General features: G+C 64.8%; 14 protein-coding genes and 1 tRNA gene. 9 read left to right on the top strand and 6 right to left on the bottom strand.

Going from position 1 to position 15,632, the window contains the following annotated elements; genetic code table 11:
* The 4 genes from cysD to LDZ24_RS02885 all read right to left on the bottom strand — a co-directional run bounded on the left by cysD (position 1) and on the right by LDZ24_RS02885 (position 4,005).
* The gene (cysD, locus tag LDZ24_RS02900; RefSeq protein WP_206467713.1) at positions 1-963 is read right to left on the bottom strand and encodes a sulfate adenylyltransferase subunit CysD; all 963 of its coding nucleotides are present in this window, start codon (positions 961-963) and stop codon (positions 1-3) included.
* Positions 964-1,043: 80 nt separating this feature from the next.
* Complete coding sequence (locus LDZ24_RS02895) at positions 1,044-1,775, bottom strand: phosphoadenylyl-sulfate reductase (protein WP_248321470.1); 732 nt, start codon at positions 1,773-1,775, stop codon at positions 1,044-1,046.
* Between the two features lie 3 nt (positions 1,776-1,778).
* Positions 1,779-2,318: a DUF934 domain-containing protein gene (locus LDZ24_RS02890; protein ID WP_248321469.1), complete on the bottom strand. Its 540-nt coding sequence runs from the start codon at positions 2,316-2,318 to the stop codon at positions 1,779-1,781.
* A gap of 10 nt (positions 2,319-2,328) precedes the next feature.
* The gene (locus tag LDZ24_RS02885; RefSeq protein WP_248321468.1) at positions 2,329-4,005 is read right to left on the bottom strand and encodes a nitrite/sulfite reductase; all 1,677 of its coding nucleotides are present in this window, start codon (positions 4,003-4,005) and stop codon (positions 2,329-2,331) included.
* Positions 4,006-4,222: 217 nt separating this feature from the next.
* Between LDZ24_RS02885 and LDZ24_RS02880 the strand changes: the two genes are divergently transcribed.
* From LDZ24_RS02880 to LDZ24_RS02870, 3 genes are all read left to right on the top strand, one after another.
* Positions 4,223-5,164, top strand: coding sequence for a CysB family HTH-type transcriptional regulator (locus tag LDZ24_RS02880; protein WP_175939669.1), 942 nt, complete (start codon positions 4,223-4,225; stop codon positions 5,162-5,164).
* A 61-nt stretch (positions 5,165-5,225) separates the two neighbouring features.
* On the top strand, positions 5,226-6,395 hold the full coding sequence (locus LDZ24_RS02875; RefSeq protein WP_248321466.1) for an ABC transporter substrate-binding protein: 1,170 nt from the start codon (positions 5,226-5,228) through the stop codon (positions 6,393-6,395).
* Between the two features lie 64 nt (positions 6,396-6,459).
* A tRNA-Leu gene (locus tag LDZ24_RS02870) sits at positions 6,460-6,544 on the top strand.
* Between the two features lie 1,250 nt (positions 6,545-7,794).
* Here LDZ24_RS02870 and LDZ24_RS02865 read toward each other — a convergent pair.
* Positions 7,795-8,340: a hypothetical protein gene (locus LDZ24_RS02865; protein ID WP_248321464.1), complete on the bottom strand. Its 546-nt coding sequence runs from the start codon at positions 8,338-8,340 to the stop codon at positions 7,795-7,797.
* 412 nt (positions 8,341-8,752) lie between these two features.
* Between LDZ24_RS02865 and LDZ24_RS02860 the strand changes: the two genes are divergently transcribed.
* From LDZ24_RS02860 to LDZ24_RS02850, 3 genes are all read left to right on the top strand, one after another.
* Complete coding sequence (locus LDZ24_RS02860; RefSeq protein WP_248321462.1) at positions 8,753-9,442, top strand: hypothetical protein; 690 nt, start codon at positions 8,753-8,755, stop codon at positions 9,440-9,442.
* A 456-nt stretch (positions 9,443-9,898) separates the two neighbouring features.
* Complete coding sequence (locus LDZ24_RS02855) at positions 9,899-10,609, top strand: pseudouridine synthase (protein WP_248321461.1); 711 nt, start codon at positions 9,899-9,901, stop codon at positions 10,607-10,609.
* A 142-nt stretch (positions 10,610-10,751) separates the two neighbouring features.
* On the top strand, positions 10,752-10,928 hold the full coding sequence (locus LDZ24_RS02850) for a hypothetical protein (protein ID WP_248321459.1): 177 nt from the start codon (positions 10,752-10,754) through the stop codon (positions 10,926-10,928).
* Here LDZ24_RS02850 and LDZ24_RS02845 read toward each other — a convergent pair.
* Positions 10,925-11,941 carry an NAD-dependent epimerase/dehydratase family protein gene (locus LDZ24_RS02845; RefSeq protein WP_248321458.1) on the bottom strand — a complete coding sequence of 339 codons (1,017 nt, stop codon included), beginning with the start codon at positions 11,939-11,941 and terminating at the stop codon, positions 10,925-10,927. The two genes, LDZ24_RS02850 and LDZ24_RS02845, sit on opposite strands and share 4 nt — an antisense overlap.
* 81 nt (positions 11,942-12,022) lie before the next feature.
* On the opposite strand from LDZ24_RS02845, the gene LDZ24_RS02840 reads away from it, so the two are divergent.
* The 3 genes from LDZ24_RS02840 (at position 12,023) to LDZ24_RS02830 (ending at position 14,938) form a co-directional block, all read left to right on the top strand.
* Complete coding sequence (locus tag LDZ24_RS02840; protein WP_248321456.1) at positions 12,023-13,054, top strand: CDP-6-deoxy-delta-3,4-glucoseen reductase; 1,032 nt, start codon at positions 12,023-12,025, stop codon at positions 13,052-13,054.
* A 280-nt stretch (positions 13,055-13,334) separates the two neighbouring features.
* Complete coding sequence (locus LDZ24_RS02835; protein ID WP_248321454.1) at positions 13,335-14,519, top strand: acetylornithine transaminase; 1,185 nt, start codon at positions 13,335-13,337, stop codon at positions 14,517-14,519.
* Entirely contained in the window at positions 14,516-14,938 is a 423-nt protein-coding gene (locus LDZ24_RS02830) for a GNAT family acetyltransferase (protein ID WP_248321453.1), read from the top strand. The genes LDZ24_RS02835 and LDZ24_RS02830 overlap by 4 nt, the downstream gene beginning before the upstream one ends.
* Positions 14,939-15,632 lie beyond the last annotated feature (694 nt).

Below are 15,632 nucleotides of genomic sequence, written 5' to 3'. Positions count from 1 at the left end.
TTAGAAATAGCCTTGCTTCTTGCGCTGTTCCATCGCGGCTTCGGACGCTTGATCGTCCATGCGCGTGGCGCCACGCTCGGTAATCTCGGTCACGGCCGTTTCGGCGATGATCTTCTCGACGTCGTCGGCGTCGCTCGCCACCGGGCACGTGCAGCTGATATCGCCGACCGTGCGGAAACGCACCTGCGCAATCTCCGGCGTCTCGCCTTCGCGCACCGGCGTGAGCGGCGTCACCGGCACCAGCAGCCCATTACGGCGCACGATTTCGCGATCGTGCGCGTAGTAGATGGACGGCAGTTCCAGCTTCTCGCGCGCGATGTACTGCCACACGTCGAGCTCGGTCCAGTTCGAGATCGGGAACACACGCAGATGCTCGCCCGCATGCAGACGTGCGTTGTAGATGCTCCACAGTTCCGGGCGCTGCGCCTTCGGGTCCCACTGGCCGAATTCGTCGCGGAACGAGAAGATGCGCTCTTTCGCGCGCGCCTTCTCTTCGTCGCGGCGCGCGCCGCCGATCATCGCCGTGTAGCCGTATTGCTCGATGGTTTCGAGCAGCGTGACCGCTTGCGCGGCGTTGCGCGAATCCGTCTCGCGGCGCAGGCGCACGGTGCCCTTCTTGATCGAATCCTCGACGTGTCCGACGACCAGTTCCGCGCCGATTTCGGCCGCGCGACGGTCGCGGAAGTCGATCACTTCCTGGAAATTGTGGCCCGTGTCGATATGCACGAGCGGGAACGGCAGCACCGTCTTGCGGTTGCCGCCGAGGCCGAACGCCTTCAACGCGAGCGCCAGCACGACGACCGAATCCTTGCCGCCCGAGAACAGTAGCGCGGGCTTGCTGCACTCCGCGACGAGTTCGCGCAGGATGTGGATCGACTCGGCTTCGAGCCAGTCGAGGTGGTCCATCCGCGTCGCCTGATTGACGATCGGGGCGGTGACGTTGGGGTCGAGCGTGGTGCTCATGTTCGTCGATCCTTTTTTGTGCGGCATGGTTCGCCAAGCCGCGTTCAGTAACAGGGTTCAGGCGGCGTCTGTGCGCCTTGTCAGATCGCGGAGCTCGGCGCTTCCTGGACGATCTTGATGCTGCTGATGTTGGTCATGTGCAGGCCGCATTCCTTCGTATCGCGCGATTCCCACCACCAGCGGCCCGCGCGGCTGTCCTCGCCGGGACGCACGGCGCGCGTGCACGGCTCGCAGCCGATGCTCGGATAGCCGCGCGCATGCAGCGGGTTCACCGGCACGTCGAAGGCTTTCAGGTAGTCCCACACGTCCGCTTCGGTCCAGTCGGCGAGCGGATTGAACTTCGCGATGCCGCGCGGCGCGTCGTGCTCTTCTTCGTGCAGTTCGGCGCGCGTCACCGACTGCTCGCGGCGCTGGCCCGTGACCCACGCGGAGACATCGGCGAGCGCGCGGTTGAGCGGCTCGACCTTGCGGATATGGCAGCAGCCCTTGCGCAGGTCGATGCTCTCGTAGAACGCATTCAGGCCATGATCGCGCACGTATTCATCGACAGCGGCTTGCTGCGGATGAAACTGTTCGATGTCGTAGCCGTAGCGTTCCTTCACGCGGTCGATCATGCCGAGCGTTTCCGCGTGCAGACGCCCCGTGTTCAGCGAGAAGATGCCGATGCCGACCTTGCGCGAAAGAATGGCGTGCGTGAGCACCATGTCTTCGGCGGCGAGGCTGCTGGCTAGCTTGACGCGCTCGTGGCGCGCTGCGATCGAATCGAGCAGCGCGTCGAGGCGTTCAACCTTGGCTTGCAGTTCTGGCGTCATGCCTCAGGCTCCGAGCGTGGCGAGCACCGCGGCGCGGCGGCGGAAGAGCGGTTCCGGGTTGTCGGTCGCGCCTTGGTACAGCTCGCTGAATTCGTTGAACGCGTTGAGCGCGTCGTTGATGTCCTTGTCCGCGCGCACGGCGAACGCGTCGAAGCCGCAGCGGTAGTGGAAGAACACCTGATCGCGCAGCACGTCGCCGATGGCGCGCAACTCGCCCGTCCAGTGGTAGCGCTCGCGCAGCAGGCGGCCGATGGAAAAGCCGCGGCCATCGCGAAACACCGGGAAATCGACCGCTATCACCGCGATCTTGTCGAAATCCGGCGCGAGGTCGGCGGGTTCGTCGTCAGGCGCCAGCCACACGCCGAGCGACTCCTTCGCGCGCGATGCCACGAGCGCGTCCTTCGCGCCCTTCCACAGCGCGAAGGGCACGATCACCTTGCCTGCGGGAAGCGCATCGGCGGCCGGGAGCACGCCGTCTTCGCCCGCGCGCACGACGGTGAAATCGTCTTCGACGACCGCGCGGTTTTTTATAATCAACGTCATCTGCAGATCCTTAAGCGTGGGCTTGGCGCGATGCGTACACGCGCTCCTTGAACGGCGCGATGCCGATGCGGCCGAACGTCTCGATAAAACGCTCGCCTTCCAGGCGGTTCTCGACGAAGGTGTCGATCACGCTCGAGACGACGTCCGGCATTTCGTGCGCAGAGAACGACGGTCCGATGACCTTGCCGAGATGCGCGCCGGTCGCGCCCGAGCTTTGCTCGCCGCCGAGCGTCACTTGATACCACTCGGAGCCGTCCTTATCGACGCCCAGCACGCCGATGTTGCCGACGTGGTGATGACCGCACGCGTTCATGCAGCCCGAGATGTTGATCGACAGGTCGCCGAGGTCGTAGACATAGTCGGCGTTGTCGAAGCGTTCCTGAATGGCTTGCGCGATCGGAATCGACTTCGCATTCGCAAGCGAGCAGAAATCGCCGCCCGGGCACGAGATGATGTCCGTCAGCAGGCCGATGTTCGCCGCCGCGAGGCCGATCGCCTTCGCGCGCTCCCAGACGGCGTACAGATCGCGCTTCTTCACGTTCGCGAGAATCAGGTTCTGCTCGTGCGAGACGCGGATTTCGCCGTACGAGAACTCATCGGCCAGATTGGCGACTTCGTCCATCTGCTTGTCGGTGGCGTCGCCGGGCGCGACGCCCGTCGGCTTCAGCGACAGCGTGACCGCCGCGTAGCCGGCAATCTTGTGCGGGCGCACGTTGCGCTCGACCCAGCGCGCGAACGGCTTGCTTTCGATCAGATGCTTCTCATACGAGGCGTCCGTGTCCGGCAGCTTTTCATAGACGGGCGGCGCGAAGAACTTGGACACGCGGTCCACTTCGTCCTGCGTGAGCGTCGAGGGACCATCCTTCAGATGCGCCCACTCTTCTTCGACCTGCTTCGCGAACTTCTCGGGCGACAGCGCCTTCACGAGAATCTTGATGCGCGCCTTGTACATGTTGTCGCGGCGGCCGTAGCGGTTATAGACGCGCAGCACGGCTTCGCAGTACGTGAGCAAGTGCTGCCACGGCAGGTCTTCCTTGATGACCGCGCCGATGATCGGCGTGCGGCCGAGCCCGCCGCCCGCGAGAATGCTCGCGACGACTTCGCCCTGCGCGTTCTTCTTCAGATAGACGCCGAGATCGTGGATCTGCACGGCCGCGCGGTCTTCCGCCGAGCCGCAGACGGCGATCTTGAACTTGCGCGGCAGCCACGCGAATTCCGGGTGGAACGTGGACCACTGGCGCATGATTTCGGCCCACGGACGCGGATCGACGGTTTCGTCCGGCGCCACGCCCGCGAACTGGTCCGCCGTGATGTTGCGGATGCAGTTGCCCGACGTCTGGATCGCGTGCATCTGCACCGACGCCAGCTTGCGCAGGATTTCCGGCGTTTCTTCTAGCTCGATCCAGTTGAACTGGATGTTGGTGCGCGTCGAGAAGTGGCCGTAGCCGCGGTCGTGCTCCCGCGCGATGGTGGCGAGCATGCGCAACTGGTCGCTGCGCAGGTTGCCGTACGGAATCGCGATGCGGTGCATGTATGCGTGGCGCTGCATGTACAGGCCGTTTTGCAGCCGCAGCGGACGGAATTCTTCCTCGCTCAACTCGCCCGACAGACGCCGGCGAACCTGATCGGCGTACTGCGCGACTCGTTCGTCAACGATTCGCTGGTCGATCTGATCGTATTGGTACATTCGGGGGCCCCAAGTTTTTGTTTAGCCGCCGGCGCCCTAGGTTGCGCCGCGCGTCAGATATCCATTGATTCGCCGGCGCGCACAGCGTTCAGACGGAACGCTCATTTGCTAATGACGAAAACAGCTATCGATATTGGAAAAATTGGACTGATAGTAATAAACCTGCTATATATTGCAAACGACTGAAAAATTACTTTGATATGCGCGTGGGTTATAAATGAATCTGCATCAGTTCCGCTTCGTGCGGGAGGCCGTGCGGCAGAACTTCAACCTGACCGAAGCCGCGAAGGCGCTGTACACATCGCAGCCGGGCGTGTCGAAGGCGATCATCGAGCTGGAAGACGAGCTGGGCGTCGAAATCTTCACGCGGCACGGCAAGCGCGTCCGGTCGCTGACCGAGCCGGGGCGCATCATTCTCGCTTCCGTCGAGAAAATCCTGCAGGAAGTGGAAAGCCTCAAGCGCGTCGGCAAGGATTACGCGGCGCAGGATCAGGGCAATCTCGTGATCGCGGCGACCCACACGCAGGCGCGCTACTCGCTGCCGTCGGCCATCGCCGAATTCAAGAAACGCTTCCCGAAAGTGCATCTGTCCATTCTGCAAGGCAGCCCGACGCAGGTTGCCGAGATGGTCATTCACGATCAGGCGGACATCGCCATCGCCACCGAAGCCATCGCCAACTATAAGGAACTGGTCTCGCTGCCCTGCTTCCAGTGGCAGCATCTGGCGGTCATGCTGCCCGAGCATCCGCTCCTGGAACGCAAGCTTCTCACGCTCGACGATCTCGTGCAGTACCCGCTCATCACGTACGAAGCGGCGTTCGCCGGGCGCACGAAGATCAACCACGCGTTCCAGTTGCGCAATCTGACGCCGGATATCGTGCTCGAAGCCATCGACGCGGACGTTATCAAGACTTACGTCGAACTGGGGCTCGGCGTCGGGATCATGGCAGATATCGCGTTCAATCCCGAGCGCGACCGCCATTTGCGCGCGATGCCGGTCGGGCATCTGTTCGGCACGAACGTCACGCGGCTCGCGCTCAAGCAAGGCGCCTATCTGCGCAGCTATGTGTATACGCTCGTCGAGCTGCTTTCGCCCTCGATGAACCGGAAGCTGATCGAACAGGCGCTCTCCGGCGAGCACGAAAGCTACGAACTCTGACTCTGAAGGCGACGGCGCAACGCCGATCACAAAAACACGAACTTCCCTGGAGAGCTTTCCGATGACGTTGTCGAAAATTACGCGCCGGCTCGCCTGCGGCGCCGCGCTGGCTGTGCTGTCGGTGTTGCCCGCCGCCGCGCACGCGCAGATCAAGGTGGGCGTGGACTTGTCGAGCACGGGGCCTGCCGCCGCCATCGGCATCACGAGCAAGAACGCGATGCTGATGTGGCCGAAGACCATCGCGGGACAGGACGCGCAGTACATCATTCTCGACGACGGCTCGGACCCCGGCGCGGCAGTGCGCAATATCCGCAAGCTGATTACCGAGGACAAGGTCGACGTGATCGTCGGGCCGAACATCACGCCGGCCGCGCTCGCGGCGCTCGATCCCGTCGCCGAATATCAGACGCCGATGATTACGCTGATCGGCTCGGCGTCGGTGGTCGAACCGCAGGAAGGCAAGAAGGTCTGGGCGTTCAAGATGGCGCAGACCGACCGCGCGATGGCCGACGTGATGACGCGCTACATGTCCAACCACGGCGTGAAGACGGTCGGCTTCATCGGTTTCGCGGACAGCTACGGCGATAGCTGGCTGTCCGAATTCACGAAGTTCGCCGATCTTCGCCATATCAAGATAGTCGCGACCGAACGCTTCAACCGGACGGACGCGAGCGTCACCGGCCAGATTCTCAAGCTGATGGCCGCCAAGCCCGACGCCGTGCTGATCGCGGGCGCGGGCACGCCGACGGTGCTGCCGCAACGCACGCTCGTCGAGCGCGGCTACAAGGGCGCGATCTACCAGACGCACGGCATCGCGACGCCGGAGTTCATCAAGCTCGGCGGCAAAGATGTGGAAGGCACGCTCTTTCCGACGCAGCCGGTGGTCGTCGCGCGCACGCTGCCGGCCGATCACCCGTCGAAGAAGGCGGCGCTCGCATTCGTCGATGCTTACGAGGACAAGTACGGCAAGGGCACGGTGACGCAGTTCGCTGGCGACGCGGCGGGCGTTTATCCGCGCTTGCAGGACGCGGCGACGCGCGCGCTGAAGGCGGGCAAGCCGGGAACGAAGGAATTTCGCGTGGCGTTGCGCTCGGAACTGGAGCACGCGCATGAGCTGGTGGTGCCGAACGGCGTCGTCAATACGAGCGCGAGCGACCACGTCGGCCTCGATCAGCGCGCGAGCGTCATGGGCATCGTCCGCAACGGGGCGTTCACGTATCTGAGCCAGTAATTCGCGGACAACCGGCGCTGCTTGCCGAGCGCGCGGTTTTGGGTCATAATCGCCGACTCAGCATGCCCAGGTGGTGAAATTGGTAGACGCAGGGGACTCAAAATCCCCCGCCGCAAGGCGTGCCGGTTCGATTCCGGCCCTGGGCACCACGGATTTTTCGAAGAAGCCGCTCATCGAGCGGCTTTTTTGCGTTTGGGCCGCGCGTCTGGCCTTCGCGCTTTGTATCGCGGACACTCGGCGCACGGACGAAAGCGCCGAGCCCACGCTCACGTTGCCTTGCGCATTGCTTCGCGGTCCTTACCGATCCCGACACGTTCGATCTTCAGGCTGTCCGGTCCGGCACCGATCGACGGCGTTACCGCGCCTATCGCCCTATTGGCGCGCGGAGCCGTCCGACAAAGCACAGGCGTACTCATCGTTCCGCCCGCTCCCGAACGCACGACAGCACGTGCGTTCGTCGTGAGATGCCGAACGCACGCACCCCGCGTTTTCCCTGACGCGATGATGACGCGAATGTGCGCAATCGCTTAGACGCGTTGCCGCTTGCGTCGCAAGAATGGGCTCTGCATCGGCGTCGCGGCATCCCGGCGCGGGGCGTGTCACGAGGGCACGCGCCTGCGGGCAACCGGCTTTCGGTTGCAATGGATACACCGCTGCCGTGATCTCGCTTCGCGCGTTGCGCGAGCCATAACTCGAACGAGCGCGCCATGACGCAATCCGAATCTTCGCTGACGCTGGACGCCGTCATCTGCGGCCGCTGCCACGCCATTTCGCCTACCGGCGAGGCGACCTGCCCGTACTGCGGCGCGGATCGCCACGGTGCCGTCTTCACGACCGTCGCCGACGCGGCGGCCGTTGCGCCCATCGAGGAGACATACGATATCGTCGATCTGCGCAACACCAACTGGCTCACGCGGCTCGCGCGTCGAAAGATGGTGACGTCTTATCCGAGCCTCGTCGAGCCGGGCGACGAGCCTGCCGCCCCGGCGCGACGGCCGGCGCGCAAGATGCTGGCGGTGCTGGTGAGCGGCGTCGTCGCGGGCGCGGCGGCAGGCGGGTACTTCTATGCGCAGCAGGACGCGGACGTCGCGCCGGCGAAGTCGGCCAGCGCGGCGGGATTGGTCGGCGATCGAGCTTCGGAAGCGCACAGCCATGCCGACGCGGAGCGTCCGGCGCTGGAGCGTCGCGGGAGCGATGCATCGAGCGACGACGCGCCGGCGCACGCCGCGACTGGGAGCGCATCGCGCAGTGGATCGGCGGCGGATTCTCTCGGGCAAGGTCAAGCGTCGTTAAAGGGTGACACTGCGGCCGGACCCGTCGTTTCGCAGCGACGGTCGGCGGATGTTTCATCCGCGGCAGGTTCGCATGCACGCACGTTCGCGTCCGCGAGCGCGACGGCTCAACCTACGGTTGCGCCATCGACGGATAAAAGGGCTATGACGTCGGGATCGTCGACTTCGGCGCAAGCACGCGCTTCCGCGACGGTACCGCCCACAGTCGCGCGGTCGACGGACAGCGCCGCGACGTCGACGTCGGCGACTTCGGCGCAACCGCGCGCCTCCGCGTCTGCAAGCGCGGTCGCGCCGGCCGCACCCACAATCGCGCGATCAACTGACAACGCCACAGCATCGTCAACGTCGGCGACTTCGATGCAAGCGCGCGCTTCCGCCTCTGCAAACTCGGTCGGGTTAGCAGGCGCGGCGGTCCCGCCAGCAGCGTCGGCGACTGCTGCGCACGCGCGCACGTCTGCGCCTGCCAACGCGGTCGCGGCGGTCGGGCCTACGGTCGCGCCGTCGACGGACAATACTGCGTCGAAGAATGGCGCTGCGCCGCGCTCGTCGACGCCAACGGCGGTAGCCGATGCCACTGCAGCAGCCGGTGCAGGCTTCTCCGCGTCGGCAGCAGCAGCTCCGCTCACTGGCGCCGCGCCGACAGCCCCCGCCAAGTCCGTGCCGCCTGCGTCCGCTCTCGCGGCCAACGTTCCTGTTGGTCCGGCTGCGAGCGAACGCGCGCAGTCAAAGGCCGATGCGACGCCGAGCGGTTCCCATGCGCCGATGTCTTCGTTGCCGATGACTGCGCCAGCGCCCCACGCCGAACCGCAGGCCCATGCGACGGCGATGACGCATCCGGCGCCCGCTTCGCCGATGGCTGCTTTGCCGGCGAACGGCTTGGCGCCAAGCCTCGCTTCTCAGCCGCAAATGACGACGACGCATCCGGCACAACCTTCGTCGATGGCATCGCTGTCGGCGAACCGTCCAGCGTCTGGCCTCGCGCCGCAGTCGCAAGATGCCGCTGCGCGCCCGGCGCCGGTCTCGCCGATGGCATCGCTGTCGGGAAGCGGTTCAGCGTCTAACCTCGTGCCGCGAACGCAAGAGCCGGCCGCGCGCCCGGCGCAAGCCTCGCCGACGGCATCGCTGCCGGCGAACCGTCCGAGTCTCGCGCCGCAGTCGCAGACGGCCATGGCCGACAAGCCGACGCTACCGGCAGCAAACGCCAACGCAAGCACAACCGCACGCCCCCAAGACAACTCGCCGCAAAAAGCATCGCCCGCGGTCGCGCGAAACATCGTCGCGGTAAAGCAGGCGCTGGCCGCTCACGACCTAACCGCAGCGCGCCGCCACATGCGCGGCCTGTACGCGAATCAGGCGCTGAGCCCGGAGATCCAACAACTGGCCGCCGATGTCGCGCGTCAGGAGCGCGCACGCGACAGCGCGATGGCCAACGCCCGCTCATGCTCGGTGAAGCAGGAGCCCGCCTGCGCCGTGCGCAACGCGCGCCGCGCGGTGGCGCTCGATCCGCGCAATCCGCAGACGCAGACGCTGCTGCGCCAGGCGACCGCCGCCCAGGCCGAAGCCAACACCGCGTATTTCCGTCAGGCGAGCGCGCTGCCCGCGCCGATGCCGGCAGCCATGACCTTCGACGGACGCTGGAGCGCCGCAGGCAGGCATGTCGCCACGGCGAGCCAGCAGGACCGCTCGCCGTCGACGTTCACGATCTTCGGCTTGGGCGTGCCGACGGTGGCGAAGGGTCGCGGCGACGCGCACTGAGGAAGCAGCGGTCCGCGCCTGTTCGACGCACGTAACTGCCCGGCGAGTGGCTTAGCCGACAGCACCGAACGCGCATGCGATTCGGCGATCGACCGTCCCCGCGCCTGTTCAACTCAGACAACTCGCCTCCGCGCGGCTTGGCCGAAAGCTCCGAACGCGCGTGCCATGCGGCCATCGGCCGTCCCCCGCCCGTTCGACGAGGACAACTGGCCGGCGCGCGGCTTCGCCGACAGCACCGAACGCGCATGCGATGCCGCGATCGACCGCGCCCGCGCCTGTTCGGCTCAGACAACTCGCCTCCGCGCGGCTTAGCCGACAGCGATCGGCCGCCCGCCCGCCTCTCCGCCGAGGGCAACCGCAGCCGCGCAGCTCAGCCGACAGCGCATGCCGGTGACTGACCTCGCGCGTTCACGCGCTCCCGCTTGCTAAAATGCGCCCTCCGTCCTCACTCGTCCGATGGACCTCGAATCACTCCTCTTCTCGCAAGGCTTCGGCTCGCGCCGTCAATGTCGCGGCATCATCGCGGAGGGCCGCGTGCGCATCGGCGGCGAGGTATGCAGCGATCCGAACGCCGATGTCGCGGTCGCTGAATCGCCGGACTTCGAAGTCGACGGCACCGTGTGGACGTATCGCGAGAAGGCGTATATCGCGATGAACAAGCCCGCGGGCTACGAATGCTCGCGCGATCCGCAACATCATCTGAGCGTATTTCACCTGTTGCCGCCGCAACTCATCGAGCGTGGCGTGCAGCCGGTCGGCCGGCTCGATCAGGATACGACGGGCCTCCTCCTTTTCTCCGACGACGGCGCGTTCGTCCACGCCTTGACGTCGCCCAAGCGCAAGGTGCCGAAGGTGTATCTCGCGACGCTGCGCCACCCGCTCGACGACGCCCAACTCACCAGCCTGCGCGACGGCGTGCTGCTGCACGGCGAAACGAAACCCAGCGCCGCGCTGGCCGCGCTTCGCCGCGACGAACGGCTGCTCGAACTGACCGTGCTCGAAGGCAAATACCATCAGGTGAAGCGGATGGTCGCGGCAGCGGGGAATCGCGTGGAGAAGCTGCATCGGGAGCGCGTGGGCGGTTATGCGCTGCCGGCATCGCTCGCGGAAGGCGAATGGCGCGGGCTCGACAGCGCCGATCTCGCTGCACTGCGCGCCCACGACTGACGCGCCCCGCAGCCACCAATCTTCACGCCAATCGGTACAAGCCCCGATGCCTCGCCGCTGCGCCGCAGCATGCCTTCTGCGCGCGGCGCTCATATACTCGTCTTACGGAATCAAAATCACTAGAAGAAAGCAGGAGGGCATCATGGCTTCCCACATGAGCGTCGCGCTGATCGCGTTCGTGGCGTCGAGCGCGGTCGTGATCGGGGTATTGGGTGTCGTCATGCACGTGCGTCACCGCTACTCGCCGAACCTCATCGGCGCTCTGATCGGCGCGCTGATGTGCTTCGTCCTGCTCGAAACGATTCCCGCGCTGATCTAGCGCAGCGTCGTACCGGCGCGAGAGCGCAAGAAGTCGTCCACGGTCGGATGACGCAGCGCGTAGCCTAACTCGCGCTTCATGCGTGCGTTGGACAGACGGCGCGACTCGCGCATGAACGAGAGCGTGAGCGGTTCCAGACGCGCTTCCGCCTCCTCGCGCGTGATGCGCGGCACGCGCGGCAAACCGTACGCGTCGGCGACGCGATCGAAATAGTCGGCCATGCGCAAATCCGTGTCGTCCGACGCGTTCACGACGCGCTGCGCCCGCCCGCGCCCGAGCGCGCGCACGAGAATCGCGGCGAGATCGTCCGCGTGAATGTGATTCGTGTAGACATCGTCGCGTTCGATGAGCGCGGGCATCGCCCGTTCGATGCGCGCAAGCGGCAGGCGATTCTCCGCGTAAATGCCGGGAATCCGGACGATGGAAACGCGCCAGCCGCTTCGCGCGCCCACGCGGCGCAACTGCTGCTCCGCCGACACGCGCCGCCGCGCGCGCTCGTTCTCCGGCCGCGCAGGCCGCGTTTCGTCGATCAGCGCGCCGCCGCAGTCGCCGTAGACGCCCGTCGTGCTCGCATACACGAAGCGATAAGGCATGGCTCCCGATGTGGCTCCAAAAGGGGCGTCGGGTACAATGAAAGTCGATGCGCGCCAAGCACGATGCCGGGCAACGGCGGCCTGAGCGCCACGCGCGACCGAACGGCGCGGCGCGCGCAAGGCCGCGAGCAACGCACGCGTGCGGCGGTCGGTGTCGCCTTCGCGCTGAGGCGGCGCAAGATGCAGCACGTGCGGCGCGATGCCCGCGAGCCTGCGAAGGCTGCGCTTCGCATCGAGGTCGCCGGCAATCGGCAACGCGCCCGCGGCACGAAGTTCGGCGGCGCGTTCCGGATGATGCGTGAGCGCGATCACGCGGGGGGACGCGGCGCGCGATCGCAAGAGCGGCAACACGCGCAGCCCGACATCGCCGCATCCGACGATCAGCACGCGCGGGCGGCGCAAGGTTCGAGTGGCGATCATGCCGAGCATTGTATCCGCCGCTTGCCTGACGCGTTCCGGCGTCATCGTAAGACACATTCACACATCGCTAGAAATCGATCTATGGCATTCAACGTAACGCTCCGGCAAAGCGGCCGGCAGTTTCAGGTGGAACCCGACGAGCCGGTGCTGACCGCGGCGCTGCGCCAGGGCATCGGCTTGCCTTACGGCTGCAAGAACGGCGCGTGCGGTTCCTGCAAGGGCGCGGTCGTCGAAGGCGAAGTCGAGCAGGCGCCGCATTCGTCGTCCGCGCTCTCCAACGACGAAAAAACGCGCGGCATGGCGCTCTTCTGCTGCGCGACCGCGCAGAGCGATCTCACCATCGACGTGCGCGAAGTCGCGGGCGTCGGCGACGTGCAGGTCAAGAAGCTGCCGTGCCGCGTGAACGCGCTTCAGCGCAAGGCCGACGACGTCATCGAAATGAAGCTGCAACTGCCCGCCAACGAGCGCCTGCAATACCTCGCGGGGCAGTACATCGAATTCATTCTGAAGGACGGCAAGCGCCGCAGCTATTCGATGGCGAGCCCGCCGCATCACGAAGGCCCGCTCGAATTGCACATTCGCCACATGCCGGGTGGCACGTTCACGGACCACGTGTTCGGCGCGATGAAAGAGCGCGACATCCTGCGCTTCGAAGGTCCGCTCGGGACGTTCTTTCTGCGCGACGAGTCGGACAAGCCCATCGTGCTGCTCGCTTCGGGCACGGGCTTCGCGCCGATCAAGGCGATCATCGAACATGCGGCCTTCAAAAACCTGAACCGGCCGATGACGCTCTACTGGGGCGGCCGCCGCAAGAAAGACCTGTACATGATGGACCTCGCCGAGCAATGGGCGAAGGAAGTGCCCAACTTCAAGTTCGTGCCGGTGCTGTCCGAACCCGATCCGCATGACGGCTGGACCGGCCGCACGGGCTTCGTTCATCGCGCTGTCATCGAAGATCTGCCAGACTTGAGCGCGTATCAGGTCTATGCGTGCGGCGCGCCCGTGATGGTGGAATCGGCGCAGCGCGATTTCACGCAGCATCACCGCTTGCCGGAGGACGAGTTCTACGCCGATTCGTTCACGAGCGCAGCGGACCTCGCGCATCCGGTCTGACGGCGCGCTCGGTCCACTTATGCCGCCGGCGCGCAACAAATCGACGCCGGCGGTTTACATGCACGAACGTCATCACGTATCCTTCGCGAATGAACCGAATCGCAACCATCGTCCGACGCCGCCGCTCGCCGCTTCCCTAGGGATGCCGCTGGCTCGTCATGCATTCGCGCTCGTCATGTTCGGTTAGTCTGAAGCGCAGAAAATGAAGCCACGGAAACACCGTGGCTTTTGTTTTTTGCGCGCCTTTTTTTACCTGAGTCAACGCCCGGAGCCCGCTGTCATGAATTTCAATGAGTACCCCGTCGATTCGCTGATGTACATCACGAACCGCCCCGAGATCGTGTTCACGCACGGCAAGGGCTCCTGGCTTCACGACAACACCGGCAAACGCTATCTCGACTTCATCCAGGGCTGGGCCGTCAACTCGCTCGGTCACTGCAACGACGGCGTAATCGAGGCGCTCGAGAAGCAGGCGCGCACGCTGATCAATCCGTCGCCCGCGTTCTATAACGAGCCGATGGCAAAGCTCGCCGCGCTGCTCACAGAGCACAGTTGCTTCGACAAGGTGTTCTTCGCCAACAGCGGCGCGGAAGCGAACGAAGGCGCGATCAAGCTCGCGCGCAAGTGGGGCCGCAAGTTCCGCAACGGCGCGTACGAGATCATCACGTTCGATCACAGCTTCCACGGCCGCACGCTCGCGACGATGTCCGCGAGCGGCAAGGCGGGCTGGGACACCATCTATGCGCCGCAGGTGCCGGGCTTTCCAAAAGCGGATCTGAACGACATCGCATCCGTCGAAAAACTCATCACCGAAAAGACCGTGGCCGTGATGCTGGAGCCGATTCAGGGCGAAGGCGGCGTGATTCCCGCGACGCGCGAGTTCATGCAGGAGCTGCGCGCGCTGACGAAGCGGCACAACATCCTGTTGATCGTCGATGAAGTGCAAAGCGGCTGCGGTCGCGCGGGGACGTTGTTCGCCTATGAGCTGTCGGGCATCGAGCCGGACATCATGACGCTCGGCAAGGGCATCGGCGGCGGCGTGCCGCTCGCTGCGCTGCTCTCGACTGCGGATGTGGCGTGCTTCGAAGCGGGCGATCAGGGCGGCACGTACAACGGCAATCCGCTGATGACGGCGGTGGGCTATTCGGTGATTTCGCAGCTGACGGCACCGGGCTTTCTCGAAGGCGTGCGCGAGCGCGGCGAGTATTTGCGTTCGGAATTGCTGAAGCTCTCGGACGAACGCGGTTTCAACGGCGAGCGCGGCGAAGGTCTCTTGCGCGCGTTGCTGCTGGATGGCGATCAGGGGACGCAGATCGTCGAGAAGGCTCGGCTGATGCAGCCCGATGGACTCTTGCTGAACGCGGCGCGGCCGAATCTGCTGCGCTTCATGCCTGCGCTCAATGTGACTAAGGACGAGATCGATCAGATGATGTCGATGCTGCGCTCGGTGCTCGATTCGCTGTGATCATCCGCACGTTCGATGCGAGCGATCGCGATGCCGTGATCGCTCTGTGGCGCGATGTGTTTCCAGAGTACGCGGATGCATCGCGGCCACAGCGCGATCCGGCGTTGTCGATTGCTAATAAGCTGCGCACGCAGCCGGAGTTGTTCTTTGTCGGCGCGCTCGATGGCGATGTCGTCGGCAGTGTGATGTGCGGGTATGACGGGCATCGCGGGTGGATTTATTCGCTCGCCGTTTCGCCTGCCATGCGGGGGCGCGGGTTCGGGCGCGCTCTGATGCTTCATGCGGAAGCGGCGCTTGTTCGGGCTGGATGTCCTAAGGTTAATTTGCAGATTCTTTCTGCTCGGCGGGATCTGGTTCCGTTCTATGAACGGCTTGGGTATCGGGTGGATGAGGTTGTTAGTCTTGGGAAGCGGCTTTAGTTTTTTGCTTCGTTCTTTTGTGTCAGTCTATTTGCGTCGCCCCTTCCCGGGGCGGGGTTGCTCGCTGCTTTCTTCGGGGAACTTGTGTTCGTGTCGGTCTATTAGCGTTGCCCCTCCCCGGGGCGGGGGTCACTTTCTTTGCTGCTGCAAAGAAAGTAACCAAAGAAAGCAGCTTTTTTCTGGCCCGCAGCAGCAAGAGTGCGGTCACTCCGCAGATATGCGGTGGCGCTCAGCTATAAGCAGCCTTGAATCACCCTCCGCACCCACTGAGCACCACGTCCTCCGAGCCCTTTGGCTCGTTAACACCGAACGGTTGCATAGGTACGCGCGCTTGTCCGCGCGAATGCGCGTCCGCATAACGTTAGTATTCCGAACAGCGTTTGGGCGGTCTTCAACTAAGCCTGGATCGCAGGCGGAGCATAAAACGGGGGTGTGGTGTTAACGAGCCAAGGGGCTCGGGGGACGTGGCGCTCAGCGGGCGTGGAAGGTGATTCAGGGCTGCCGATTAGCTGAGTGCCACGGTTCTTCTGCGGAGTGACCACGCTATTACTGCTGCGGGCCAAGAAAGCTGCTTTCTTTGGTTACTTTCTTTGCAGCAGCAAAGAAAGTGACCCCCGCCCCGGGGAGGGGCAACGCTAATAGACCGACGCGAAGACAAGTTCCACGAAAGAACCAAGAAAGACGAGCGGGAAGC

The organism is Caballeronia sp. Sq4a (genome assembly GCF_023170545.1).
Lineage (GTDB): Bacteria > Pseudomonadota > Gammaproteobacteria > Burkholderiales > Burkholderiaceae > Caballeronia.
Note: the sequence above shows the minus strand (reverse complement) of the source record. Positions and strands in the feature narration are given on the sequence as shown.